General features: G+C 41.5%; 22 protein-coding genes. 10 read left to right on the forward strand and 12 right to left on the reverse strand.

All coding sequences use genetic code 11. The features are described from left to right. Positions 1-11 precede the first annotated feature (11 nt). The gene (locus tag BUC17_RS03110) at positions 12-2,717 is read right to left on the reverse strand and encodes a carboxypeptidase-like regulatory domain-containing protein (RefSeq protein WP_073361512.1); all 2,706 of its coding nucleotides are present in this window, start codon (positions 2,715-2,717) and stop codon (positions 12-14) included. A gap of 11 nt (positions 2,718-2,728) precedes the next feature. Beyond that, complete coding sequence (locus BUC17_RS03115; RefSeq protein WP_073361667.1) at positions 2,729-3,664, reverse strand: GLPGLI family protein; 936 nt, start codon at positions 3,662-3,664, stop codon at positions 2,729-2,731. A 125-nt stretch (positions 3,665-3,789) separates the two neighbouring features. On the opposite strand from BUC17_RS03115, the gene BUC17_RS03120 reads away from it, so the two are divergent. Beyond that, the gene (locus tag BUC17_RS03120) at positions 3,790-4,581 is read left to right on the forward strand and encodes a hypothetical protein (RefSeq protein ID WP_073361515.1); all 792 of its coding nucleotides are present in this window, start codon (positions 3,790-3,792) and stop codon (positions 4,579-4,581) included. Beyond that, on the forward strand, positions 4,581-5,195 hold the full coding sequence (locus tag BUC17_RS03125) for a deoxynucleoside kinase (protein ID WP_073361517.1): 615 nt from the start codon (positions 4,581-4,583) through the stop codon (positions 5,193-5,195). The genes BUC17_RS03120 and BUC17_RS03125 overlap by 1 nt, the downstream gene beginning before the upstream one ends. A 17-nt stretch (positions 5,196-5,212) precedes the next feature. Here the strand turns inward: BUC17_RS03125 and BUC17_RS03130 are convergent, their stop codons facing one another. The 8 genes from BUC17_RS03130 to BUC17_RS03165 all read right to left on the reverse strand — a co-directional run bounded on the left by BUC17_RS03130 (position 5,213) and on the right by BUC17_RS03165 (position 18,669). Then, a complete protein-coding gene (locus tag BUC17_RS03130) occupies positions 5,213-7,678 on the reverse strand; it encodes a beta-mannosidase (RefSeq protein WP_073361519.1) in 2,466 nt (821 codons plus the stop codon). Beyond that, complete coding sequence (locus BUC17_RS03135; RefSeq protein WP_073361520.1) at positions 7,671-8,342, reverse strand: copper homeostasis protein CutC; 672 nt, start codon at positions 8,340-8,342, stop codon at positions 7,671-7,673. Before BUC17_RS03135 ends, BUC17_RS03130 begins: the two co-directional genes overlap by 8 nt. Continuing rightward, positions 8,339-9,337, reverse strand: coding sequence for an isoaspartyl peptidase/L-asparaginase family protein (locus BUC17_RS03140; RefSeq protein WP_073361523.1), 999 nt, complete (start codon positions 9,335-9,337; stop codon positions 8,339-8,341). The genes BUC17_RS03135 and BUC17_RS03140 overlap by 4 nt, the downstream gene beginning before the upstream one ends. Before the next feature lies 1 nt (position 9,338). Continuing rightward, positions 9,339-11,603, reverse strand: coding sequence for a glycoside hydrolase family 20 protein (locus BUC17_RS03145; protein WP_073361525.1), 2,265 nt, complete (start codon positions 11,601-11,603; stop codon positions 9,339-9,341). Between the two features lie 71 nt (positions 11,604-11,674). Then, positions 11,675-14,110, reverse strand: a complete 2,436-nt coding sequence (locus BUC17_RS03150) for a sodium-translocating pyrophosphatase (RefSeq protein ID WP_083544718.1) — start codon at positions 14,108-14,110, stop codon at positions 11,675-11,677. Between the two features lie 241 nt (positions 14,111-14,351). Beyond that, a complete protein-coding gene (locus tag BUC17_RS03155; RefSeq protein WP_073361527.1) occupies positions 14,352-14,882 on the reverse strand; it encodes an inorganic diphosphatase in 531 nt (176 codons plus the stop codon). A 239-nt stretch (positions 14,883-15,121) separates the two neighbouring features. Then, positions 15,122-17,605: a DUF5686 and carboxypeptidase-like regulatory domain-containing protein gene (locus tag BUC17_RS03160; protein WP_073361529.1), complete on the reverse strand. Its 2,484-nt coding sequence runs from the start codon at positions 17,603-17,605 to the stop codon at positions 15,122-15,124. Between the two features lie 68 nt (positions 17,606-17,673). Continuing rightward, entirely contained in the window at positions 17,674-18,669 is a 996-nt protein-coding gene (locus BUC17_RS03165) for a pyruvate dehydrogenase complex E1 component subunit beta (protein WP_288041118.1), read from the reverse strand. A 324-nt stretch (positions 18,670-18,993) separates the two neighbouring features. Here BUC17_RS03165 and BUC17_RS03170 point away from each other — a divergent pair, with 324 nt between their 5' ends. The 5 genes from BUC17_RS03170 (at position 18,994) to BUC17_RS03190 (ending at position 23,342) form a co-directional block, all read left to right on the forward strand. After that, positions 18,994-19,740, forward strand: a complete 747-nt coding sequence (locus tag BUC17_RS03170; protein ID WP_073361533.1) for an electron transfer flavoprotein subunit beta/FixA family protein — start codon at positions 18,994-18,996, stop codon at positions 19,738-19,740. Between the two features lie 20 nt (positions 19,741-19,760). After that, the gene (locus tag BUC17_RS03175; protein WP_073361535.1) at positions 19,761-20,729 is read left to right on the forward strand and encodes an electron transfer flavoprotein subunit alpha/FixB family protein; all 969 of its coding nucleotides are present in this window, start codon (positions 19,761-19,763) and stop codon (positions 20,727-20,729) included. Between the two features lie 224 nt (positions 20,730-20,953). Next, positions 20,954-21,562: a bifunctional nuclease family protein gene (locus BUC17_RS03180; RefSeq protein ID WP_073361537.1), complete on the forward strand. Its 609-nt coding sequence runs from the start codon at positions 20,954-20,956 to the stop codon at positions 21,560-21,562. A 12-nt stretch (positions 21,563-21,574) separates the two neighbouring features. Continuing rightward, positions 21,575-22,399 carry a thymidylate synthase gene (locus BUC17_RS03185; protein WP_073361539.1) on the forward strand — a complete coding sequence of 275 codons (825 nt, stop codon included), beginning with the start codon at positions 21,575-21,577 and terminating at the stop codon, positions 22,397-22,399. Between the two features lie 10 nt (positions 22,400-22,409). Then, positions 22,410-23,342: a toxin-antitoxin system YwqK family antitoxin gene (locus tag BUC17_RS03190; RefSeq protein ID WP_143161698.1), complete on the forward strand. Its 933-nt coding sequence runs from the start codon at positions 22,410-22,412 to the stop codon at positions 23,340-23,342. Between the two features lie 51 nt (positions 23,343-23,393). Here the strand turns inward: BUC17_RS03190 and BUC17_RS03195 are convergent, their stop codons facing one another. Beyond that, on the reverse strand, positions 23,394-23,690 hold the full coding sequence (locus tag BUC17_RS03195; protein WP_073361543.1) for an isoamylase early set domain-containing protein: 297 nt from the start codon (positions 23,688-23,690) through the stop codon (positions 23,394-23,396). Between the two features lie 314 nt (positions 23,691-24,004). Here BUC17_RS03195 and BUC17_RS03200 point away from each other — a divergent pair, with 314 nt between their 5' ends. The 3 genes from BUC17_RS03200 to porT are packed head-to-tail and all read left to right on the forward strand — an operon-like array spanning position 24,005 to position 25,978. Further along, on the forward strand, positions 24,005-24,487 hold the full coding sequence (locus tag BUC17_RS03200) for a dihydrofolate reductase (RefSeq protein WP_073361545.1): 483 nt from the start codon (positions 24,005-24,007) through the stop codon (positions 24,485-24,487). Between the two features lie 57 nt (positions 24,488-24,544). Then, positions 24,545-25,273 carry a bifunctional demethylmenaquinone methyltransferase/2-methoxy-6-polyprenyl-1,4-benzoquinol methylase UbiE gene (gene ubiE, locus BUC17_RS03205; RefSeq protein ID WP_073361547.1) on the forward strand — a complete coding sequence of 243 codons (729 nt, stop codon included), beginning with the start codon at positions 24,545-24,547 and terminating at the stop codon, positions 25,271-25,273. A gap of 3 nt (positions 25,274-25,276) precedes the next feature. Further along, positions 25,277-25,978: a type IX secretion/gliding motility protein PorT/SprT gene (gene porT / locus BUC17_RS03210; protein ID WP_073361550.1), complete on the forward strand. Its 702-nt coding sequence runs from the start codon at positions 25,277-25,279 to the stop codon at positions 25,976-25,978. Here the strand turns inward: porT and BUC17_RS03215 are convergent. Beyond that, positions 25,975-26,700 (reverse strand): TrmH family RNA methyltransferase, encoded by a 726-nt coding sequence (locus BUC17_RS03215; RefSeq protein WP_073361552.1) that lies wholly within the window; start codon positions 26,698-26,700, stop codon positions 25,975-25,977. The genes porT and BUC17_RS03215 overlap by 4 nt on opposite strands. Between the last annotated feature and the right edge of the window lie 4 nt (positions 26,701-26,704).

The raw sequence follows: 26,704 nt of genomic DNA on the forward strand, positions 1-26,704 counted from the left end.
GGTTTTTTTGTTTATAAATTATAGCGCAACGTCAACATAACGTATCGGGGTTGCACAAAAAACTGAGAGTCTGTAATTCGGAACTGGTCAAACGAGTTGTCGTTCAAAGCTTTTGTATTTAACAAGTTGGTTCCTGAAATACGGTATTCCCATTTGCTTCCTTTTTTCTGATAGCTGAAACTCGCCGAAAGAAAATCGTATTCATTATCGACGCTTTTGTCGCTATTGTAATAATGGTAAAACTCATATTCAGACACGAATGAAAATCCGTCTAAGAAGAAATATTCTAAACGCGCAAAAGGTTTGTCGGTAAAGAATTTGGTTATCCCGCGAGGGTTTTCAAATTCACTGATTGAATACGTATACCCCAATTCTAAGTTGGGTACATTTTTAAAATTGGTAGATAATCGAACGGTATGATTTTGATTGATGCTTCGCGACAAGGCGCTTTCACCTCCCAAGAAGTTATAGAATTTAGACCAACTGATATTGGTAGACAACGAAGCTTTGTAATATTTCAAAAAGGAACGTCCGTATTGACCAAAACCGTTGAGTGTCTCATCCACAAAATTGGTGTTGTTAAAGGGCGATGAGATTTGGTTCACTCCCACGAATTCCGTCTGTGATTTGATGGCATCCAAGCGTCGGGTGTAGGAAACGGACGCATTGATGTTTTCAAAATTAAACATGTTGTACTTGAAATAACGCAGAGTGTGTGTTTGGGCAATCGCATTTTCTAACCTTCTGTTTCCACTTGACAAACTGGCATAATTGTTAATGATAAACCCTTGGGCCAACCGTGTTACATCGGCAAAATCATTAGTAATAGCAAAATTATACGTCAAGGTCTCTGATTTCTTAATTTGATACATCGCATAGAAGTCAGGCAAGACGCGAGCAAAACTTTGTTTAAAACTTGACCCTAACTGCACGTTATTCAAATGATAGTAATGCACACTGACGCCGGGATTAAAGGTGAACTTTTTGTATAAAATTTTATAATGAACGCCTAAAAACAAATCATTAAAATCATAGGAAACATCGTTGTTATTTTCAGGTGCCGTCAAATTGTTTTGAGTACCGTTGTCCAAAAGCTGAAAAATCGAGGAATTAAATCGCTGTTTGGAATAGGTATTCCCTAAGGTAAGATTCAAATTGGCTTTGGGTGTCACCATGTAATAATAATCCAATTTAGCATCGACTTTGTGTGTTTTAATCAAGCGCGATTGGTTGTAATCATTGCGATTTTGCGTGATATATCCATTCAACTGAAACGGTTGCAACGCTAGATTGGCATTGTAAAAAGGATCTTCGTTTTGGTACAAATGCTGGGCTTCAAACGCAATGACATGCTTTTCTGAAGGCGTATGGTAGAGCGCTACATTTTGATTGACTGAAATCGGTTGTTGATCTTTGTTGGTCAAGATGGTTTCGTCAAAAACAGAACTTCCTGAAATAATATTTCGGAACAAGTTCCCATTTTCCAATTGGTCTGATTTTTTGACAAGAATGTCATAATCCACCTGTAAGGTAGTGCTCGGTTTGTAACTTGCACTCCCTTTCATCAATCCGAAACGACTGTTTTGACGGGTTCGATCAATGGTATTGGCAATGGTATTGTTGGCAAAATTGGTGGTAACCGTTTGCGTTTCCAATTCGGTTTTGGAGCCAGAATAAATTCCAAACCCACTCAATGTCCAGGACTTCGATGGATTATAAGAAAAATTAACGGCACCAAATTGCGTATCGATATTCTTCGCGCGATTGTTTCGCAACAAGGAAAGCCCCAAATCGTTGGAGCTCACATTGAAACTGCTCCCGCCTTTGGACATCATATTGCGAAAACCCCCAGTAATTTTAAAATAATCTTGAATCGTTAGCGGTAATTCCCCAATATTATTGATGTTGGTAATCACGTTAATACTGTATTTGGGATTGTAATAAAACAGCTTCGGATTGACATTGTAGCGGTCAAATTTGGCTTCCGGTTGAAAACCACCAGCAGCCGTCACATCCCCAAACCAGAAGTTCTTTTTCCCTTCTTTGAGTTTGATGTTCATCGCAATATTATCCTGGTTGTTTTCAACGCCTTTGAGGATCGAATTTTCATTGTAATTCCGCAGTACTTGAATCTTATCAATGGCATCGGCGGGAATGTTTTTTACCCCCAACTTGGTATCGCCGTCAAAGAAATCTTTTCCTTCGACCATCAATTTGGAAACTTTTTTCCCTTCAACTTCAACTTCGCCATCGGCATTGACTTCAACACCGGGGAGTTTTTTCAACACATCCTCCAACTTACGCTCGGTCCCGTTTTTAAACGAATCGGCGTTATACATAATGGTATCGCCTTTGATCGAAACGGGCATTTCTTTGATAATCTCGACGCCATCCAACTGAATCCCTCCCGGCTCCATAGCGATGTTTTGCGTAAGGTTCTCCGATTTGGTTTGCAAGGTAATTTCCTTATTTTGCATCCCGATATAACTCAACTTCAATACATAAGTAGCATTGGCTTTGAGGGTTAGCGCATACTTTCCTTTATCATTGGTTATGGCATACGAATCGACCCCTTTGGTCTCTTGATTTACGGCCATAATGTTGGCCATTTCCAAAGGTGTTTTCCCTGATTCGGTCACGATGCCCTCCACACGAATACTCTGAGCCACTGTGAATAACGAACTCAACAGCGCCAAAAAAAAGCTAATTTTTTTCATGAAAAAAAGAATTAACGAGAGAAACGCATTTCCATTCGTCGACCGCCACCGGGACCGCCATTCATTTCACGAAACTCCTCCATTTTTTTCAGTACAATATCGTCGTATTCTTTTTGTTTGACCTCTTTTCCGTTGGTAGGTGCTTTGATTTCGGCTTTATCTTTTGGGTTTAATACAATTTTGGAGCACAAGATAATCGTCTTGCCATCGTTGACTTCCAAAATCAACCCGGGAAGTCCCCAATACCCTTCAGGTCCTTGATTAATAGGGATTTCAGGCGTATACCATGCGGTGATTGTGATGTCTTTGGGCAGATCAAAATCGTCCATAAAATTGGTACGGGTTTGTTTTTTCTCTGCGGTCGCCTCAGTTTTCGCCTCAATAGTTCCCTCTTCTTTCTTGGGTTCAGCAGCCGTTTCTTCCTTCTTTTTGGGACGGAAATTGCGGAAATCGGTTTTGCTTGCTGGGATAACACAGGTCGCTTTAAAACAGTTGTAGCCCCCGATTTGTTTGGTCTCGCCAGTCATTTGCCATTTGTAGTGGGTAAGGGTATCTTTCACTAAAAACTCCTTGCCCATAAACTCTTTATCGACGGTATACATTTGGTCTTTCACATTTTTGTAGTAGGTTCCGCCGCCGCCCATAAACGAGCTCATCATTCGGAAACCGCCGCCATTTTGACCGGGAGCGTCCAGTTTTTCCTCTTCTTTGTAGATGGAGGCTTGCTTATCAAATTGAAGTACAAAGGTTTTCTCAAACATTTTTTTCATGCGTTCTTCAATCATTTTTTGCATTTCAGGCGTCATGTCTTTGTTGCCTTCAAAACGGGACTTAAAATCGGCGGTACTTGTTTTGGATTCATACACGGCCATGCCTTGAAAATCCTTTTGGGCCAATGCCAAAGCAGAAAAGCACAAAGCTAATCCGAGGAAAATTGTATTTTTCATGTGCGATAAAATTGTTTTTTTGGTCAACAAATATGACGAGGCTTAAGCCAAAAAGTTACCAATATTATGTTAAATTGCATTTTAGACCTTTTAAATAATCCAAAGGTTTAAAGTATCTTAGCGATATGAAGTTACGCTGGCTCCTATTATTCTGTCTTGCACTCCCTTTTTGGGGGGAGGCACAACTTGAAACGCAGCAGCCCGAAAAGCGCTCTCATCTTGCTATTCAAGCCGATGCTTTTTGGGGGTTTGACGGGTTGGGGAACTATTTTTACAGCAAAAACAATGTGCTGTTTAAACACCATGAATCGGGTGTTTTGCAATACCAAAACCTTCCCTTTGGCAAATTAAAAAGTGTGGATATCACTCAACCGTTGCGTCCCATTTTGTTTTACGAAAATTTCAATGCGGTGGTAGTGTTGGATAATTTTTTAAATGAAATTCAAGTCGTCGAGTTTTCAACTATTCCAACACCTATTATGATTACTGCCGTAGGAATGGCCAATCAAAATCGCTTATGGGGGTACGATGCGGTGATGCAACAAATTGGAATGTATCACCTCACCACAGGCTCCTTTAGTCCCATTGGAAACCCTGTCCCTGGCAGTTGGAAATATTACCAATGTGCCTTCAATAGCTTAACTTGGATTGATGCAAAAAACCATTGGAAATCAATAACCATTTATGGCCACATAAGCGACTACGGCCAACTCCCCGAAGGCATGTATTACTTTGTGAATGAGAACGTCGTGTTGGTATACAACCATGAAACATGGACGCTATGGAATAGGCTTACGGGAAAAAAATCCAGCTTTGAAATTGTTGAGAAATCGGTCAAAAATTTTTCGTGTAACGACCAAATTTTATCTATTTTTACCGCAGAAGGAATTACAAATTATAAAATCACCGTACCCTAATGCACATCGCAGTCGCAGGAAATATTGGCGCCGGAAAAACCACTTTAACTCGGTTTTTGGCGAAACATTACAAGTGGGAACCCCATTATGAAGACGTTGTTGACAATCCCTATTTGGATGATTTTTACCATCAAATGGAGCGCTGGTCGTTTAATCTTCAGATTTACTTTTTGAATAGTCGTTTTCGTCAAATTTTACAAATTCGCGAAAGCGGGAAAAAGATTATTCAAGACCGAACGATTTATGAGGACGCCCATATTTTCGCCCCCAACCTACATGCGATGGGGTTGATGACAAATCGTGATTTTGAAAACTACAGTTCCCTATTTGAACTCATGGAAGCTTTAGTTAAAGCGCCCGATTTACTAATTTACCTTCGCAGTTCTATACCCAATTTGGTGAAGCAAATCCACATGCGAGGTCGCGATTATGAAAACACCATTTCGATTGATTATTTGAGCCGCCTCAACGAACGTTATGAAGCGTGGATTCACACCTATGACAAAGGTAAATTACTGGTGATTGATGTCGATCATATTGATTTTGTCAATAATCCTGAAGATTTGGGAACAATTATCAACCGTATTGATGCTGAAATCAACGGATTGTTTTAAGCTATAGCCCAGCGTACTTACTGAGGAAATGTATCAAATAATGAGATTATCTTTACCGTATCGGTTGGTCGATCGGTTTTGATTATTCTTGGAATCCCTGGAATTACATCAAAAAAATTATCGCCAAAAGAATGGTCCGTTGCTTGTAGAAATACATTTTTAGCAAGGGTATTTGTGCTGACCTCCAGCAATGTTTCGCCAACAATTTTAACATTTATTGTAGGCTTTTCCAGTCGCAATTCCTTTGGTTTTACAAAATAATGGTAGGCCACAGTTTTTTTATGATTGCTGGTGAACTCTAAGTATAAAACTGTTTTTTCTTTTTCAAATTCAGGCAAAGTCGTAAACGGAATCGGCATTAGTGCAGTGCTTTTTTCATCGTCCAACACACATTCTTTGGAAGCCCTCCATAGTTCTATCCCCGAAAAATCAATCAATCGTACCGTTAGGATTCCTGTATTTTCCTCCAAAGTATCCGTATGCCCATGAATTGAAATGCCGGTTTCATTTTGTGTCACCGCTAAAAAAACAGGAGCAAAACTTTCTTTCACTTGATAATGGGATGCCTTCCATTGGCCCAAATAATCTATGGAACTCCAAGAAGTTACCGGCCAACAATCGTTCAATTGCCAATAGAGACTGCCCATACAATAGGGTTTGGCCAAACGATGGGCTTCGATCGCGATTTTCATTCCTCGAGCTTGGAGTAATTGAGAAACATACTGGTATTTTTCAACATCGGCAGGCAACCAAAAGTCGCGTTGCATGTATTCATCAATAGTAGCATACCCCGTAGGGTGTTTTTGATGGTGTCGAACGGCTTTTGAGGTTAACGACAAGGGTTCGCCATCAGACAAATACCGTAATGTTTGTAGGGATGGCATGGCTTGAAATCCGTATTCACTCATGAATCGCCCTACTTTTTCCTTGTATTTTTCAAAAGGTTCTTTTCCCCACCACACACCCCAATAATGGGAATCGCCTTGGCTTAAACTTTCTTTTCGCCCCCAACCAATAGATGGAGAAGACGGCCAATAGCGGTTTTCATTCGAGGGCAGTAATCGCTTTAGCGTATTGGGAATACGTTGGTGAAACAACTGCTCATAGTCGTTCCAAATCTGGGCAGCATCTTGTGTTGTGTAGTTGTACTTTTTTTGCCAACCCCAATTGTGCCATCCTTCATCGCTTTCATTGTTGCCACACCATAAAGCTAAGGAGGGATGATTTTGCAAACGTTTCACTTGATCTTCGACTTCCTGTTCAACCGATTTTAAAAAAGCCTCATCGCCGGGATACATGGCACAAGCAAACATAAAATCCTGCCAAACCAAAATTCCTTTTTCATCACAAGCGGTATAAAACGCATCATCGGCATACACACCACCACCCCAAACGCGGAGCATATTTTGATGGGAAAGTCGGGCGTTCTCCACCAAGGCTACCCATTGCGCTTCAGTCACCCGCGGCACAAAACTATCGGGCGGAATGACATTCGAACCCTTTATAAAAACGGGTTTTCCATTCAGTTTGAAATAAAAACTCTTGCCTTGGGCATCGGTCTCTTGGACCAGTTCGAGCGTTCGAATACCTATCTTTAGTTCCCGTTGCTCAATATGCTTTCCTTGCTGTTGAAGTATTACGGATAGGGTATACAAATGCGGCGCTCCCAATCCGTTGCACCACCATAACTTGGGTTTTGTAATCGTCAAGGGGAAATCGAGTTGAGTTGTACCCTTTTCCACTGCGACACGGTGCTTTTGGTTGTTGATTAAAAAATCGAGCGTCGTAGAAACAGTGCTTTCCAAAGCAACCTTCACCTTAATTTCGGCTTTTTCGGGAGTCACGGCAACTTGTTCATGAAACACTTGTTGGATACGCACATCATTCCAAAACTGCAATTTAACGGGCTTCCAAATACCGCACGTTACCAAGCGTGGCCCCCAGTCCCAACCAAATTGATAGGGTGCTTTACGAGCAAAAACACGATTATCATCGGGGAGTTGATAAGGTATTTTTTGGGCTAAGGCATTGGTTTGTTGCACCGCTGATTTAAATTGAATTTTTAGATGATTTTGCGCTTTCGCGAAAGGTTTTATCTCCACCCGCCAAGTGCGAAACATATTATCTGCATCGAGTAGGGATTGCCCATTCAAAAAGACACTCGCAAACGTATCTAGGCCTTCAAATACAAGTTCGATATGAGCATTTTGAAGTTCGCTCTTCGTCAATTCAAATTCGGTTTCATACACCCAATCTTCGTGTTCAATCCACTGCACCTCATTTTCATTGGATTGTAAAAAAGGATCAGGAATACGCTGGTTGGCAAATAAGTCGGTATGAATAGTCCCGGGAACTGTGGCTTTAAGTTTTTCATTTTTTCCCAACTGATGAACGGTCCAAGACAAATTACGTAAGTCTTTCTCAACCACTTGAGCGGTAAGACCGATCGACCAAAAAAGAAAAAACAACCACTTTTTACACATTGGACTCTTTTTTTATAGCTATAATTTCTTCGGGATTGGCTAAGGTACCTCCATCGGTAATGGCCGAAGAATGCACGAAATGCCCCCCTGTAACGTGTACAATTTGAAGAACATTAGACGAACGTAATCCGCCACCCGGCATAATTGTAATTCGATCTCCCGCTTGTTGTTGCATTGCTTGCAGTTCGTGCAAACCTTCCATTACATTGGCTTTTGTGCCTGAAGTGAGTACCGTTGAAAAGCCACAATCGATGATTTGTTCCAAGGCGAATTCCCAATGCTTCACACGATCAAAAGCCCGATGAAACGTACACGGAATAGGATGCGCTAGTGCAACTAATAGTCGGTTGCGCGCCTCATCCAGCGTATCGTCTTCCATTAATATTCCGAATACCAAACCCTGCACCTGTAGTTTTTTGAATGCGGCAATACTGGCTTTCATGGCCTGAAATTCTGCATCGGTATAGACAAAATCACCGCCTCGTGGCCGCACCATTACATAGACTGGAATGGGCACTTGGGTCAGGACTTTCTGTGTCGTTTCTAGATTGGGAGTGGTTCCTCCTACTTCGATACCGTCACACAATTCGATGCGATCGGCTCCAGCCTGTGCAGCGATGATGGCTGACTCGGGATTAAAGCAAGCGATTTCGAGTTGGATCATTTTAAATAATAATTAGCGTCAATCAAACGGTTGCCCATAGCATCGTGCACGGCATAATTGAATCCGCCTTGCACGCAATAGGAACCATAATTTCCTTGTTTATCAAGGGCAATGAAACCCACCTGAATATCTTTGAGATTCTTTTTACGGATTTGGGTCAGTTTCACAATGCGCATCACGGCTTCTTCACAAGCTTGCTGCGGCGACTTCCCTTGGCGCATGAGTTCGACCACCAAATGACATCCGGCAATACGAATTACTTCTTCGCCATGACCAGTAGCTGTTGCGGCGCCAATTTCGTTGTCGACATAGAGTCCGGCACCAATAATCGGCGAATCCCCTACTCTACCGTGCATTTTATAGGCCATACCACTCGTGGTACAAGCGCCCGACAGATTTCCAGTTGCATCAAGAGCAATCATGCCAATGGTATCGTGGTTTTCGATATTGACTTTGGGTTGGTATTGACTCGTTTTCAGCCATTCTTTCCATTCTTTTTCGGAAGCTTCTACCAACAAATTCTCCTTTTTAAATCCTTGCGACAAGGCAAAATCGAGTGCACCTTGTCCGACCAACATCACATGCGGTGTTTTTTCCATAACGGCACGTGCCACGGATATAGGGTGCTTGATATGTTCGAGACAGGCTACCGAACCAATATTGGATAATTCGTCCATGATACAAGCGTCAAGGGTAACTTTACCATCGCGATCAGGACGCCCGCCGTAGCCTACACTGCGCTCGTTGGGGTCTCCCTCAGGAATACGAACCCCCGCTTCTACCGCATCGAGAGCACGGCCTTTTTTGGATAAAATTGACCAAGCGGCTTCATTGGCTTGCAATCCGAAATTCCATGTAGACAAGACAATTGGTTTTGTCCCTTCGCGTGTAGAAACATCGCCCATTTGGACGGCTTTTGAGGTCCAAGAAGTGAGGGACAATCCTACGGTTCCGATGGCAGCAGATTTTAAAAATTTACGACGGGTATTTTCCATATTATTCTACGATTAATTCATCCACAAACAGCCACGATCCGTTTCCAGCGCCGGGCATACCTTCTTGAATTTTACCCTTATTTTTAGCCGTAACTTTAATGAATTGGGCTTTTACTTTTTTTCCTTTCCAATCAATAGTTCCTTTGGCTTGTTGAATCTCCGATTGGGAAAAAGTTTGGATTGTTTCGAATTTAATACCATCGGTAGACACTTCAAAAACAACTTCTTTGGGGAAATAAATCCAACTTGACGGACTTTCTAAGGTTCCCAAATTAAGATGTGAAATGGATTGTTTTTTTCCCAAATCAAGGAGAGCGACCAAGTCGTTACCCCAGAATCCCAACCAATCGCGACCAAATTTTTGAGGATCGCCTTTGACTCCATTGACCAAAGCAAAGGCACCCCCTATATTATAGCGTTTATCGGGCTGGTTTTGTAAATGGACCAAACAACTGGTGGCTTTATGAATCGTAAACGCTTGCTCAGAAAGCGCACTTTTTTGCATTTCATTTTCAAAATAGGCCGCTTTTACCGTTTGCGATTGTTGTATCGTTAACGCGGAAGAAAAAGCAGGCGATTGTGCAGTGGGCTGACTCCCATCCAAGGTATAATGAATATTCGCTGGATTTTGGTTGGATTTCAACACGTACATTACGCCATTTACGCCCCCGGGATTGGGCATGACCTCCGCAGTAATTTCGAAAACGGCTTTGCTAAAGTTGATTTTTTTGGCTTCCCAATCTTTAAAATGTTGGGTCACACGGTTAAAATAATTGGAATAGTTATTGGGATTTGCCGTTCCCCATAACACTTCAGAAAGTGCAGTCATTCGGGGGAAAATCATGTATTCAACCTGTTCAAAAGTAGGGATGTATTCGGTCCAAACATTGGCTTGTGCCCCGAGAATATATGTAGCTTCTTCCGAAGTGAGTTCGCTAGGAATGGGTTGGTAGCTGTATACTTTTTCCAAGGGCGTATAGCCACCAATCGCTAGGGGTTCATTTTTGGGTTCCCCCTGATAATGATCAAAATAACAATGTGAGCCTGGCGTCATCACCACTTGATGTTTTTGTTGTGCCGCTGCGATTCCGCCTTCCGTACCGCGCCAACTCATTACGGCGGCATTGGGTGCCAATCCACCTTCGAGAATTTCATCCCAACCGATGATTTTTTTGCCTTTACTATTGACAAATTTTTCAATGCGTTGGATAAAATAACTTTGCAATTCATGCTCGTCTTTTAGGTTATTATCCTTCATGCGTTTTTGGCAATTGGGACAAGCTTTCCAACGGGTTTTGGGACATTCATCGCCCCCAATATGGATGTATTGCCCCGGAAATAAGGCCATCACTTCGGTAAGCACGTCTTGTAAAAAGGTGAAGGTTTCTTCTTTGGGACAAAACACATCCTCCAAAACACCCCATTCTTTGGCCACTTCAAACGGTCCGCCCGTACAAGAAAACTGGGGATAAGCCGCCAATGCCGCTCGTGCGTGGCCCGGCATTTCGATTTCGGGCACTACGGTGATATGACGAATACGAGCATAATTGACTACCTCACGAATTTCCTCTTGGGTGTAAAAACCACCGTACCTATCGGTATTAAATTTTTGTTCATTGTAATGCCCTACCATCGACCCGTTGCGCCAAGCGCCTTCTTCGGTGAGTTTAGGGTATTTGTTGATTTCAATGCGCCAACCTTGATCGTCGGTAAGATGCCAATGAAAGGTATTGTACTTGTATGCCGCGAGGTAATCGATGTATTTAAAAATGGCTTCTTTCGGGAAAAAGTGACGACTTACATCGAGGTGCATACCGCGCCATTTGAATCGAGGAGCATCTTTAATGATCCCACAAGGCAACTTCAATTGATTTTTAGGAACCCCGAGAAGCAATTGGGTTAATGTTTGAAAACCATATTGAACTCCCGTATAATCGCTTGCCTTCAAGAAAACCACTTTGGGATTAATTTCCAAAACATAGGCTTCGGGGGCGATACTAGTTTCTAGTTGAACCACAATGGCATTCTCAACGACTCCCGCCTTGTTTGAAATGTAAAGGGCTTTTTTTCGTGCGCGAACCTCGTTGATAAAAACTTCAGCTTCGGCATCCATTTCTAGGGGAGCGGTGAGGATAATTGTTTCATCAATGGTAAAAAAACCCTCTTGGAACGCGGCAAATTGGGGTTGGGGAATCAGGGGATACTCTTGTTGCGCCCACATCCATGTGGAACATAGTAGAAAAAAAAGAGAGAGCTTACGATACATTCCTTAACTTGTTTGAGGTAAATATAAAAAAAAAGCCCCACCGAAGTGAGGCTTATGATTTATAGAGCAGATTATTTTTTATCTCCCTCTGCGCAACATCCAGCAGCGTCTTTGGAAGCTATAAATTTTCCGTCTTTATCGTAATGTGATAAACATTTTTCTTTTTCTTCAGGAGAGCACCCTAACGAATCGCACATTTTGGCACATTCCTCTTTGGTCATGGTGGCACATTTGCTCATGTCGCATTTTTCAACCATTGTCGCATTTTGTTTTTTACAAGCTGCGACACAAGACGCTTTATCGGCACACATTTCTTTGGATGCACAAGCTTTTTTGTCGGTTGTTGCATGGCCATCACTTAAAATTGGCGCGATAACCAAACCAACTAAACACGTTAATTTGATCAAAATGTTCATTGATGGACCAGAAGTATCTTTGAATGGATCACCCACAGTATCCCCAGTTACGGCAGCTTTGTGCGCATCTGAACCTTTGTAGGTCATTTCTCCATTGATCACCACTCCTGCTTCAAAAGACTTTTTAGCATTGTCCCAAGCACCACCGGCATTGTTTTGGAAGATAGCCCAAAGCACACCAGAAACACAAACACCTGCCATATATCCTCCAAGCGCTTCAGGTCCCATCAATAACCCCAAAATAATAGGAGTAATGATGGTAATTGCACCGGGCAACATCATTTCACGTAATGCTGCTTTGGTAGAAATATCCACACATTTGCCGTACTCTGGCTTTCCTGTTCCTTCCATAATACCTGGAATTTCACGGAATTGACGACGAACTTCTTGTACCATATCCATAGCGGCTTTTCCAACGGATTGCATCGCTAAGGCAGAGAAAACTACAGGAATCATTCCTCCAATAAACAAGGCGGCTAAAACATCCGCTTTGAAAATGTTAATCCCGTCGATACCTGTAAATGTTACATAGGCTGCAAACAAGGCTAAAGCCGTTAATGCCGCAGAAGCAATTGCAAAACCTTTTCCTACGGCTGCTGTCGTATTTCCTACCGAGTCTAACACGTCGGTACGTTGACGTACTTCTTTGGGTAATTCACTCATCTCAGCCACCCCTCCTGCATTGTCTGCAATGGGTCCGAAAGCATCGATTGCCAACTGCATTGCTGTAGTAGCCATCATGGCTGAAGCTGCTATCGCCACCCCGTAGAAACCAGCTAAAAAGTAAGCTCCCCAAATTGCCGCAGCAAAAAGAATCACCGAACCAAAGGTTGATTTCATCCCCGTGGCTAGACCTGCAATAATGTTGGTCGCTGCGCCTGTTGACGAATTTTGTACAATATTTAAAACGGGTTTTTTACCTAAAGCGGTGAAGTATTCTGTAATAGCAGAGATCAATAACCCTACGGCTAACCCTACTAGTGTTGCATAAAATACATTAATTCGAGCAACTTCTTTCATGCCTTCGCCGAAGAAATTCATGCTAATTTTTTCAGGCAACATTTCACCAATTAAAAACCAACAGGCTACCACCGTTAAGGCAAGAGAAATATAGTTTCCTAAGTTCAAAGCGCCTTGAACTTCAGCTTCTTTGGCTTCGTTATTTTTGATTTTTACAAAAAATGTTCCGATGATAGAGGCTAAGATTCCGATACCTGCGATTGCTAAAGGTAACAAGATAGGCCCCATGTTTCCGAAAGCATCGGTAAATTGAGTCCCGTTGGCCTCTGTCATATCTTTAATGATATAGTTTCCTAACACCATAGAAGCCAAAACAGTAGCTACATACGAACCAAACAAATCGGCCCCCATACCGGCTACGTCGCCCACGTTATCGCCCACGTTATCTGCAATTGTTGCAGGGTTACGTGGATCGTCCTCTGGAATACCAGCTTCCACTTTTCCTACTAAGTCGGCTCCTACGTCGGCTGCTTTTGTATAAATTCCTCCTCCTACACGAGCGAAAAGTGCAATCGATTCAGCGCCTAAGGAGAACCCCGCAAGCGTTTCCAACACCATAGACATGTTGTCGTAGAAGGATTTCCCTTCGGTGCCCATGAATTGGTTTAAGAAAAGTAAAAAGAAAATACTCAATCCTAGTACTGCTAGACCCGCTACTCCCAACCCCATGACAGTACCTCCAGAGAAAGAAACTTTCAACGCCTGAGGCAAACTTGTTTTAGCGGCTTGAGTCGTACGTACATTAGATTTTGTGGCGATACGCATCCCGATGTTACCTGCAAGTGCTGAAAAGATAGCTCCAAAAATGAAAGCAACCACAATCATCCAATGCGAAACTCCTGAAATTTGCGACACAGCAAACAAGGCTCCAGAAGCAATTACTACGAAAATGGCCAAAATTCGGTATTCTGCTTTTAGGAAGGCCATCGCACCTTCTTGAATACTTTTGGCAATTCCTTGCATTCGTTCGTCACCCGCATCCTGCTTATTAATCCATGCGGCTTTAATCCCCATGAACAGCAATCCTAAAACTGCCATTGCAATGGGCAGATAGATATACATTTTCTCCATAAAATTGGTTAGTTAGTTAATTTTAAATTTGAAATCGAGCAAAAATAAAGAAAAATAAATTCTGAGATTATGAATTTTGCCTTTTTGTTATTTATTTTCAAGAAAAGCGGCACATTCTTTTTTGGGAAACTCAAATTTTCGACAGCCTTGTAAGCAAATCGTTAATTCGTCATTAATTTATTGCTTTTATGATGTCAAAAAAAAAGAGCTGCCTTCATGTCAACTCTCTTTTTACTTATGTTTATTTGATACTAAACAATCCTTGGGGACGATTTTCAATAGCCGCAAAACGATCGACACATTGTTGGATAATTTCACGGGCTTCCGTTACATTCCCCCACCCGTGTACATCCACTTTTTTATTCTCCAAATCTTTATAGACTTCAAAAAAATGTTCGATTTCCTTAAGCATGTGAGGATTGACGTCGCTTAAGTCATTCAATTTGTTCCAAACGGGATCAGAAACGGGTACACAAATAACTTTTTCATCGGGTCCTTTATCGTCGGCCATGTGGAAAACTCCGATGGGTTTTACCTCCATGACACACATGGGAAAAGTAGGCTCGGTAACCAATACCAATACATCCAGTGGATCGCCATCCAAGGCTAAGGTTTCGGGAATAAATCCGTAATCGGCAGGATACATCATGGAGGAGAACAACATACGGTCGTAGCGAATTTTCTTTAATTCAAAATCGTACTCGTATTTGTTGCGACTTCCTTTGGGGATTTCAATTAAAACATCAAATGTATTTTTATGATCTGCAGTCATTTCTTTAGCTTTTTAGAGGGGGCAAATTTACAGCCTGAAATAGGTTTTCACCAAACACTTTTCCCCAAAAATAAAGGGCTGCACACGTATTTATGAATCCGAAATTTATTTAACCTAAAAAATAAACGATGTGCTTTTTTCTGGTAAATTTTTTGTCAAATTAACAGCATTTAGAAGCCAAAAAAAAACCGAAATCAAAAGAAATGATCTCGGTTAATTAGACTGAAAATTAGGTTTGTTTAAAAATAGAATCCAAACTCTCCTTTAATCGTAAAATTGCTGGTTCCGGGTACATCGCGGTAATTGCCTCGCCAACAAGCATCAATTCGAAATACTTTAAAGATATTACCAATCCCCACACTGTATTCCCAATATGGCGTAGTGGGTGCTTTGTAAACCAACCCTGAGGCATTTAAGAGTCGGTTTTCTTCCGAAAAATCGCCATAAGCCCCTCGAATTCCAATAATTTCACGCCAATTCAACTTGCGCAACATCGGGATACGTGAGAACAAGCGCCCTTGAAAATTATGATCCCATTGTAAGGTAAGGTATCGGTCGGAAACAAACTCGTAAAAATTAAGGTTACTAAACGTGTTCCCGATAATAAAATAGGTTTGGTTACCAGGCACGATACTCATCAATCCCAGGGGTACTTTCCCAAACGTTTTCCCCATTTCAAGGGTTAAATTGGTGCGACCCAAGGGTCCGATGATAATGGGTTGTTTGTAATACAACTGAACTTTGGTATAGTCAAAATCACTATTTAAAAACCCTTTAATCCCTTGACTAAACTTGGCGAATACCCGACTGTAAGGATTGTCAACCGAAAGGCGCTCAACCCCATACCCTACTGTTTTTCGTCCAGGGGTATATTCAACTTGAAAATGGGCTTCTGCCTGACGCAAGTCGCCTCGAGTTTGGGTTCGGGCATCATCGGTAAAATAATCCATAGTGAAAAACTCACGGGAAGCCGACTCAAGGGTGCGATAGGAAAGTCCGGTTTCGAACACTAAATTTTTAACGGGTTCGATTTCAAGTGCCGTAGTGGTGAGATTGATGTTGGACAGTTTACCATTGGTTCCCGACATGAAAACCCCTGAGGAAGCAAAACTGCGTCCCAAAACATCATTGGTCGTTGTTAAACTCGCTCCAATTTGCTCGATATCTCGTCGGTTTCCGGCAGAAATAATCAAGCGATTTTTGGTATTGAGCATCCACTTGGCCGAGATTCCGTATTTGAATTTATTATCATCAAAACCGTAGGCCGTATATCCTTGCAAACGCCATTTGTCATTGGGTCCAAAATAGGTTCGACCCCCCGCACGTAAACGAATTCCTTCTACAACATTATACCCGAAGGTGGAGAAAATGGGACCGTAATCAAAATTCCCTTTTTGAATGTAACCACTGGCCAAAATGGTGACCAAATTATACATTTGCTTAAACTTCTTGACGGTTTTGAGGGTATCCAACATTTTATACACCCCAATTTCATCTTTATTGAGTTTTTCAAATCGATTTTGCTCCCAAAACGATTCGGGTCGGGTGTATACGGTATTGTCAATAAAGTTAACTTCCTCCTTATAAAACTTCTCCGGTTTGGGTTGGTTGAACTTATGATTGCGGTACAAGGACGTTCGTTTTCCATACACCCCTTTGGCTTCGTCTTTTTTGGACAAAGAGAAATCAGACATCATATAATCTCGGGTGAGCAGGAATACTGAATCGTTGACCACATCAAATTCTTGCTCAATATAAATATCCTTAACCCAGTTGATGTTGGCACTTTTGGAAACCGCCATATTAATGGTTTTGATGGCAAAGGTGGAATCATTTACCCAAAAATCGCCTTTGAAGGTGAGTTCGTTTTTACGACGGGGATAAAACACAATGTTGTAGCACCATTTATTGTCGATATAGGCACTGTCGCGCAACACGTAATTATAAACATCGATGCCTGTGGTAGAGATCGGACTTGTAAAACTCTTGTCAAAAAAGGTCAGGTGGTTGTTGTAAATATTGTAATCATTATACAAATCCTTGATAAAGGTATTGACCCCATCGCCGTTGCTCAAACCTGAGTTTTTGTTTCCGGTAAGAATTTGTTTCTCCTTACCCATTTTGTTATCGCCATAAACTTGATATACCGATTCGTTGATAAAAATAGGGAGGTATGTTTTTCCTGTTATTTTGGAGGTATCAACTTTTTTGAAAACAAATTCGAGTCCTTTGAAGATTTTACTCTTCATAAAGTTACTATCGATGGTATTCAGGTCAAATTCTACTTTCTCATATTTATCGTAGGCGTATTGCTCAAACATTCGCAAACCGTTTTTCCGTTTTCGCTCCCAAATCTTGCGCAGGATACGCAAGGCGGGATTGTTTTTTTTGGACGTTTTTCCCGTGAAAATGACCACTTCATCCAAGATCTGCTCTTCAGTGAGTACAATTTTCATGTTGTAGTTTACAGGCTTCTCCAACTCGACATCGCGGGTGGTGTACCCCATGAAAGCCACCACCAAAACGGAATAGGTCTTAGAAGATTCGATATAAAACTTCCCGTTTTCATCACTGACTACCCCTTCGTTGGACCCCTTAAAGACCACATTGGCGAAAGGAATGGGTTGGTTCTTTTTGTCGATTACCGTGCCACTCACCTTTGTCTGCGCCCATGATAGACTGGAAACAGCGCAAAACAAAAAGAAGAGAATTTTTTTAAACATGAATTGAAAATTAAAAAAAAAGCCATCTCGGAACTTCCCGAAATGGCTTCAAATATAAGAGAATATCCTTATCGATACATTACTTTTTTTACAGCTTTTACCACATCACCGGCATTGGGCAACCATTCTTTTAATAAGGTTGGCGAATAGGGTGCTGGTGCATCAGCGGTGGTGATTCGTTGTACTGGCGCATCCAAATAATCAAAAGCGCGCTCTTGAACCATATAGGTAATTTCAGAAGCAACACTCGCAAACGGCCAAGCCTCTTCCAAAACTACCAATCGGTTGGTTTTTTTGACTGAATTAATGATGGCGTCGTAATCCATGGGACGAACCGTACGTAAGTCGATAATTTCACAAGAAATACCTTCTTTGGCTAACTCGTCGGCAGCAATCATGGCTTCTTTAATAATTTTTCCAAAAGAAACAATCGTCACATCCGTACCTTCGCGCTTGATATCGGCTACGCCAATGGGAATGATGTATTCGCCCTCAGGCACTTCGCCTTTGTCTCCATACATTTGCTCTGATTCCATAAAAATAACAGGGTCGTTATCACGGATAGCCGCTTTTAAAAGCCCTTTAGCGTCGTACGGGTTGGAAGGAACAATTACTTTCAATCCAGGACAATTGGCATACCAGTTCTCAAAAGCTTGGGAGTGCGTAGCCGCCAACTGACCTGCAGAAGCGGTTGGTCCTCGGAACACCATAGGCATGGGGAATTGTCCCGCTGACATTTGACGCATTTTGGCCGCATTGTTGATGATTTGATCAATCCCAACCAAAGAAAAATTGAAAGTCATGAATTCTACAATCGGACGACATCCGTTCATCGCAGAACCCACAGCAATACCCGCAAATCCTAACTCTGCAATTGGGGTATCAATAACACGCTTGGGACCAAATTCATCAAGCATTCCTTTGGAGGCTTTATAAGCACCATTGTATTCGGCCACCTCTTCCCCCATCAAATATACTGATTCGTCGCGACGCATTTCTTCACTCATCGCTTCGGCAATTGCTTCTCTAAATTGTATCGTTCTCATATCGAATAAATCGTTAATCCATTTTTGGAAAGGCAAAAATAACAAATCTACAGGATTTAGATATTGCCCTTTCCTTTTTTGTGTGTGCTTTTTTTACGAAATCGATATAGATAAAAAAAAACAACCGAAAACGGCAAAAGATTAAGGTGTCGTTTTGGATATTTTTTTACTCCAAAAGAAAATCTGCGTTAAATTTTTTATAAAAACCCACCTTTCCCCCAACATCTTCAAGAATCTTTGGCGAAATCGATTGAAATATGAAAAAATATTATGCGTGCATACAAAAATTAGAAATATATTTTTTACTTTTACATCGGAAAAATTTAAACCCCTCTATACGGTATGAAAATATTAGTTTGCATCAGCCATGTGCCTGATACTACTTCAAAAATTAACTTCGTCAACGGGGATACGGAGTTTGACACGAATGGTGTTCAATATGTGATCAACCCGAATGACGAATTTGGATTAACCCGTGCCATTTGGTTCCAAGAACAACAAGGTGCTAAAGTGACGGTTGTAAATGTGGGAGGTCCTGATACAGAGGCAACCTTACGAAAAGCGCTTGCGATTGGTGCTGATGACGCAATTCGGGTCAATGCCGTTCCGATGGATGGATTTTTTGTAGCACAACAATTGGCCGAAGTTGCTAAAAATGGTGGGTATGACTTGATCATTTGCGGAAAAGAGTCTTTGGACTACAACGGAGGTATGGTACCAGGAATGATGGCTGGCTTATTGGGGTACAACTTTGTGAATGCGTGTACCGAACTCACCGTAGAAGGTACACAAGCCAAAGCGGCCCGCGAAATCGACGGAGGTAAAGAAGTTATTGCAACGGCATTACCTTTGGTGGTTGGTGGCCAAAAAGGAATTGTAGAAGAAAAAGATTTACGTATTCCTAACATGCGTGGAATCATGACTGCGCGTACAAAACCGCTCTCTGTTGTTGAGCCTGTTGGCGGTGACGATAAAACGAAGGCTGTTAAATTTGAAAAACCAGCCCCAAAATCAGCGGTGAAAATGGTTTCTCCCGACAATCTTGACGAACTCATTAACTTATTACACAACGAAGCGAAAGTAATTTAAGCTTCCTAAAAAATATCACTATGTCTGTAGTACTTTATGCCGAATCATCTGACGGCAAATTCAAAAAAGTAGCGTTGGAGGTAGCTTCCTACGCCAAAGCAGTAGCCGACGCATTAGGAACTCAGGTTACCGCGGTAACAATCAACGCTAGTGATGCTAGCGAATTGGGAAAATATGGGGTAAACAAAGTCCTTCAAGTTCAGAATGACGCACTCCAAGCATTCAATGCCAAAGCATACGCCGATGTAATCCAACAAGCGGCTCGTCAAGAAGGCGCTCAAGTAGTGGTGTTTTCTTCCTCTACCGATAGCTTGTATGTAGCCCCCTTGGTAGCGGTTGCTTTGGAGGCAGGAATGGCATCAAATGTTGTCGCAGCTCCTGTAAGCACCGCACCGTTTCAAGTGAAACGCAGTGCTTTTTCCCAAAAAGCCTTTAATTATACCACGATCAATACCGCTGTAAAGGTGTTGAGTATCTCCAAAAACTCCTTTGGAATCCATGAAAACGCTACGAGTGTTACTGCTGAAGCCTTTGCACCGCAATTAAACGAAGGTGATTTTGCTACCAAAGTGGCCGCGGTTGAAAAAGCAAGTGGCCAGGTATCGATTGCCGACGCTGACATTGTGGTTTCAGGAGGCCGTGGATTAAAAGGTCCCGAAAATTGGCATATTCTTGAAGATTTAGCCACTACATTAGGTGCAGCAACAGCTTGTTCCAAACCTGTATCCGATATCGGATGGCGTCCTCACAGTGAACACGTGGGACAAACGGGGAAACCGGTGGCGTCTAACCTATACATTGCCTTAGGAATTTCTGGTGCCATTCAACATATTGCGGGGATCAATGCTTCTAAAGTAAAAGTGGTAATCAATACCGATTCCGAAGCGCCTTTCTTCAAGGTAGCCGACTACGGCATTGTGGGCGATGCCCTTGAAATCGTACCGCGATTAACGCAGAAATTAAAGGAATTTAAAGCGCAAAATAGCTAAGCAATTCCGACCAAAGTTTATACGATACTAACGCCTTTTGTTTTTTCACAAAGGGCGTTATTTTTTTTAAAAAAACACCGAATCTTTTTGTTATTTTGCAAGCTGTAACCTTACAGTCTGATAAACAAACGAGGGTTCGTTTTTTGGGAGGACAAAAGGAACAAAACCGCCATCTAGACCTGTAGCGTCAAGCGGTTTAGAAATTGAAAAATAGAGGAAGGAACATGAGTTTAGTGAAACTTACCATAAAGGGAATTTCGTATAGTCAAACCCAAAACGGGGCCTACGCATTAATATTGAATGAAGTAGATGGAGAGCGCAAATTGCCCATCGTTATTGGTGCTTTTGAAGCCCAATCAATTGCCATTGCTTTAGAAAAAGAGATCAAGCCTCCCCGCCCGTTAACCCATGATTTGTTTAAAAGCTTTGCCGACCGTTTTGATATTGTGGTCAAGCAAGTCATCATTCACAAATTGGTCGATGGCGTATTTTACTCCAGCATCATTTGTGAGCGCGATAAAATCGAAGAAATTATCGATGCCCGCACCTCTGACGCGATTGCCTTGGCCTTGCGTTTTCAAGCGCCTATTTTTACCTATAAAAATATTTTAGACAAAGCGGGAATCTATCTAAACCCAACGGGCTCTGAATCGGAAAGTGACGATGTGCTATCGTCGCCCGAGCCCCTAGGAGATTCCAAAGACACGTCGGGATCTGGATTGAGTAAATTTAGCCTTGCCGAACTGCACGAGCAACTTGAAAATGCGGTGCAAGATGAAGATTATGAAAAAGCGGCCCGTATCCGTGATGAAATATCAAAACGTGAATCTTAAAAATCAATTAGAGTGAAGCAATACCACGACCTCGTAAAACATGTAATGGAACACGGTGTTCAAAAGGGAGACCGCACAGGAACGGGAACGAAAAGTATCTTTGGGTATCAAATGCGTTTTGACTTGAGCGAAGGATTTCCTTTAGTGACGACCAAGAAACTGCATGTTAAATCCATTATTTATGAATTGTTGTGGTTTTTGAAAGGAGAGACGAACATCGGCTATTTGCAAAACAATGGCGTTAAAATTTGGGACGAATGGGCCGATGAAAACGGCGATTTGGGTCCGGTATACGGTCATCAATGGCGCAATTGGGATGATAAAAATATCGACCAGATTGCTGAATTAATTACAACATTGAAAACCAACCCCAACAGCCGACGCATGTTGATTTCTGCTTGGAACCCTTCGGTTTTACCCGACACTTCAGTATCTTTTGCCGAAAATGTAGCCAACGGTAAAGCCGCACTTCCTCCCTGTCATGCTTTTTTTCAATTTTACGTAGCCGAGGGCAAATTATCCTGTCAACTCTATCAACGCAGCGCCGATATTTTTTTGGGCGTTCCTTTTAATATTGCCTCGTATGCGTTATTAACCATGATGATTGCGCAGGTGTGCGACTTACAACCGGGTGATTTCATCCATACCTTTGGCGATGCCCATATTTATAACAACCATTTCGAACAATTGGAATTGCAATTGAGTCGCGAGCCACGCCCGTTGCCTACCATGAAAATCAACCCCAATGTAAAAGATATTTTCGCTTTTACCTATGAAGATTTTACCTTGGAAGGATATGATCCACATCCGCATATTAAAGGAGCGGTAGCTGTATAACCCGATACAAATGAAATTTTACCTTTCCCTACTTTTATTGTTTAGTTCTTTCTTTTTAACAAGGGGACAAACAACTAAAATTATTTACCAAGATTCTATTGGTTATCCAGCTACACCAGAAACTTTTTTCACAAAAAGGGTAATTGAATTCAACGAAAAAATAACCGTTGAAAAAAAATTCAATGCTAAAAATTATCTAATTCAAACCACTGAATTTAGTGACTTTACTAAAAAAATTAAATCCGGTTGGCAAAAAACTTATTATGAAAATGGCCAGGTGAAATCGCAAGTGATGTATCAAAATAATTTAAAAACAAAGCGATACACGAGTTATTATCAAAATGGACAAGTCAAGGAAGAAGGGGATTTTGTTTACGACAAGAAAAATAAAAAAATAGACTATTTAATCCTCAACTATTACGGTGAAAATGGCGAAAAATTAATTGCCAATGGAAACGGTAGTGCCACAATGGATTCCGAAAATGGCACGGAGACAGGGCGTTTTAGCGACGGAAAAAAAGAGGGGACATGGGAAGGAATGGATACGCGAATTCGTAGATCCTTTGTAGAAGAGTACCAAGCTGGAGAATTTGTTTCAGGATATACTATCGACAGTTTAAATCAAAAAATCGACTATAAAAAACCGATTATAAATTTAAACACAAAAAACAACAGAGGCATTGATGATTTTTACAATTACATCATTAAGAATTTAAGTGACTTGAAATACAATATCAATTTCTATGTATTATTGCAATTCAACGTTACTTCACAAGGAAAAGTTACTCATGTCATCGTAGACAATTCAATATTTCCTGAAATTGAAAACAAAATCGTACAATTGATTTATAACTATAAAGATTTTATACCGATGATAGTTAAGGGTATACCTATTGAAGCCACTTTTCATATTCCCGTGCAAGCCTTCTCTGAAGAGGAATAAAAATAAAAAATCCGCCTTGCAGGGCGGATTTTAAAACAAACCAACTAAAACTTATACTTCTAAAACGCTGTTTTCAGCGTTGGCATAAGCATTCCAACGGTAGCTGTCGGCTTCTGGGTCATTAAGGTATTCGCCATCCACCACATATCTAAATTCAAAGGTGTTGTCTTTGGGTAAATCAAAGGCACCTTTAAACGATCCGTTCTTTAATTTCGATAGTGAACCGGCCTCAAGATTCCAATCATTGAAATCTCCCACAACAGCCGCTGTGGCCGCATCCTTGGCTTCTACAGTAAACGTCACTTTACAAACCGGCTTCGTCTTTACAAACTGTTTCTTAATCGCCATAACTATTTCATTTATAGATTACTGCAACAAAGTAAAGCAAATATTTCGGCGGTTGTATCGCTCCAAATACGATTTATGATATTCACAAAAACTGCCAAAAATTATCGTTCAATTGCTATTTTTTAGTTTTTTTTCTCATTAAAAAAATTTAGGAAAACGTTTTCTTAATCGTGGATTGTAAATTTGAGTTTTATGGATTCCGTCCATTTTTGGCTAAACAAACGTCAAATTTTGACTAAAAAACGTCGGGAAACGGAATTCCAACCCCACATTTGAATGAAAGAACGTATTTTTACATCTTCAAAAACAATTCCATGATTACCTTAATTGCCGCGGCGGCGGAGAACAATGCGCTAGGAAAAGACAACCAATTGGTTTGGCATTTACCCAACGATTTCAAACGGTTTAAGGCCTTAACCACGGGGCATTATATTGTGATGGGACGGAAAACATTTGAGAGTTTTCCCAAACCCCTACCACAACGCACCCATGTAATCATTACCCGTCAAGCCGATTATACCTATGAAGGATGTCTTGTGGTGCATTCCCTTGAAGAGGCACTAACAGTTTGCCCCAAAGATCAAGTAACTTATATTATAGGAGGCGCCGAAATTTACCATCAAGCCATGCGTTGGGCCGATACTATTGAATTGACCCGCGTGCATGCCACATTTGAAGCAGACGCTTTTTTTCCTGAAATTCCAGAGGAAGAGTGGGAATTAATCGCTACTGAATCGCACCCCGCCGACGACAAACATGCCGTTTCGTATACCTATTGCACCTACCGTCGGAAATAAAGCTATATAAAAATGCGGTAAGTTATGTACCTTTGCCGCGCAAATCAGCACTCGCTTATGGCACAAAATGTTACGCCTTACAAAGATTCCTCTCTAGGAAAAAAGGAACAAGTCACGCAGATGTTTGACACCATTTCAGGAAATTACGACGGATTAAATCGGGTAATTTCCTTTGGTATCGATGTCAAATGGCGTAAAAAAGTATTGCGCCTGGTACAAGCACAAAATCCCGATACTGTTCTCGACATTGCCACGGGAACAGGAGATTTAGCGATTTTGATGGCTAAAACCAACGCAACCAAAATCACAGGCTTGGATATCTCCTCGGGAATGTTGGACGTTGGAAAGCAAAAAGTAAAAGAACGCGCCCTCGAAAACCGAATCGCTATGGTGCTGGGGGATTCTGAAAACATGCCTTTTCCCGACAACCACTTTGATGCCATCACTGTTTCGTTTGGTATTCGAAATTTTGAAACCTTAGAAAAAGGGTTGGCTGAAATTTTACGCGTATTAAAACCCAACGGCATTTTTGTCATCCTGGAAACTTCAGTACCCGAAAAAACGCCGTTCAAACAAGGATACCGTTTGTATACCAAAAATATTCTTCCCCTTATCGGGAGACTTTTCTCCAAAGACAATGTAGCCTATGGATACCTCTCGGAATCAGCGGCTGTTTTTCCTTATGGAGAACAACTAAACAATATTTTGCGTAAAATTGGGTTTACTAACGTGAAAGCGCTGCCCCAAACCTTTGGTGTAGCCACGATATACACTGCATCAAAATAAGTTATGAGGTATTTTTTATTCGTGTTTTGTTTTTGTTCGTTAGGATTGACCGCGCAATCCAAAGGGATGTTTTCTAGAGATCCTATTATTAATTTGGAGAACTTTGACAAGCAACGAGTGCATTGGGGTTATTTTTTGGGATTTAACAGTTTTGACTTCAAAATTGATTACATCAACCCCCCTGCACGCGATATTGTGGTCAATGGAACGACAGGATTTAATGTAGGTTTGGTTGGAAATCTTCGCTTGCATGAATATATTGATTTGCGTTTTGAACCTGGATTGTATTACACTCAACGCAATCTTACCTACTCTGGTTTTACCCGAACCATCGATGCATTGCGGGAAGTTCGTTCCACCTACATCTCCTTTCCGCTACTTTTAAAATTTTCTTCAAAACGCGTCGGAAATGTGCGTCCCTATTTGGTCGGAGGGGTGAATACCACCTTAAACTTATCCAGTAATTCTAAGTCGTTGGATGACAATTACCAACAACGATTTAGAGTCAAACAATGGACCAATAACTATGAAATCGGATTTGGAATAGACCTTTATCTCGAATATTTCAAATTTTCACCGTCCATCCGCGGCATCTTTGGTATGGGCGATGAACTGATTCGCGACAACAATCCCGATAGCCCTTGGACAGGCAACATTTCGGGCTTCCGTACACGAGGTTTTGTGGTTAACTTTACGTTCCACTAAGTCGCTCGTCGAAATTCACTTAAAAATATAGCCGCTGCCGTTGCCACATTCAAACTCTCCGTTTGTTGCAAATCGCCAAATCGGGGTATAGACAATCGATGTGTTACGTGTTGGGCAACTGCATCCGAAATACCGTTGGCTTCGTTTCCTAAAAGTACAATGGCCGATTGCGGTAAGTTTTGTTTGTACACCGAAACTCCGTCCATAAAGGTTCCATAAATGGGCAACTTCGTTTGCCTCAAAAAGGCTTCAATATCGGTATATTCTACCGAAACGCGACTCAGCGATCCCATGGTCGCTTGCACAACTTTGGGGTTATACACATCGACAGTGGCGGCACTACAAACAACTTGTGTTATCCCAAACCAATCGCACAATCGTATAATCGTCCCCAGATTGCCTGGGTCGCGAATTGTATCCAAAACCAACAATAATCCCTCCTCAAGAATAGCTTGTGGTTCACGCATTCTAAAAACGCCAAGACAATTGTTGGGTTCGTGTAACGCCGACATTTTTTTTAATATATCGGGGGAAATAAGTTCCGGCGAGATTGAAGTTGGAGGCAACACTTTTTCTGTTTCAAAAAGATATACCGGCTGAAAATGGGAATGCAAGAGTTCGGTAATCACCTTCACGCCTTCAGCAATGAAGAGGCCCTCGGCAGTTCGGTACTTTTTTTGCTGTAAGGATGCAATTAACTTGATTTGGTTTTTGCTCACCATAAAA

The organism is Flavobacterium fontis, assembly GCF_900129405.1.
Taxonomy (GTDB): Bacteria; Bacteroidota; Bacteroidia; order Flavobacteriales; family Flavobacteriaceae; genus Flavobacterium; species Flavobacterium fontis.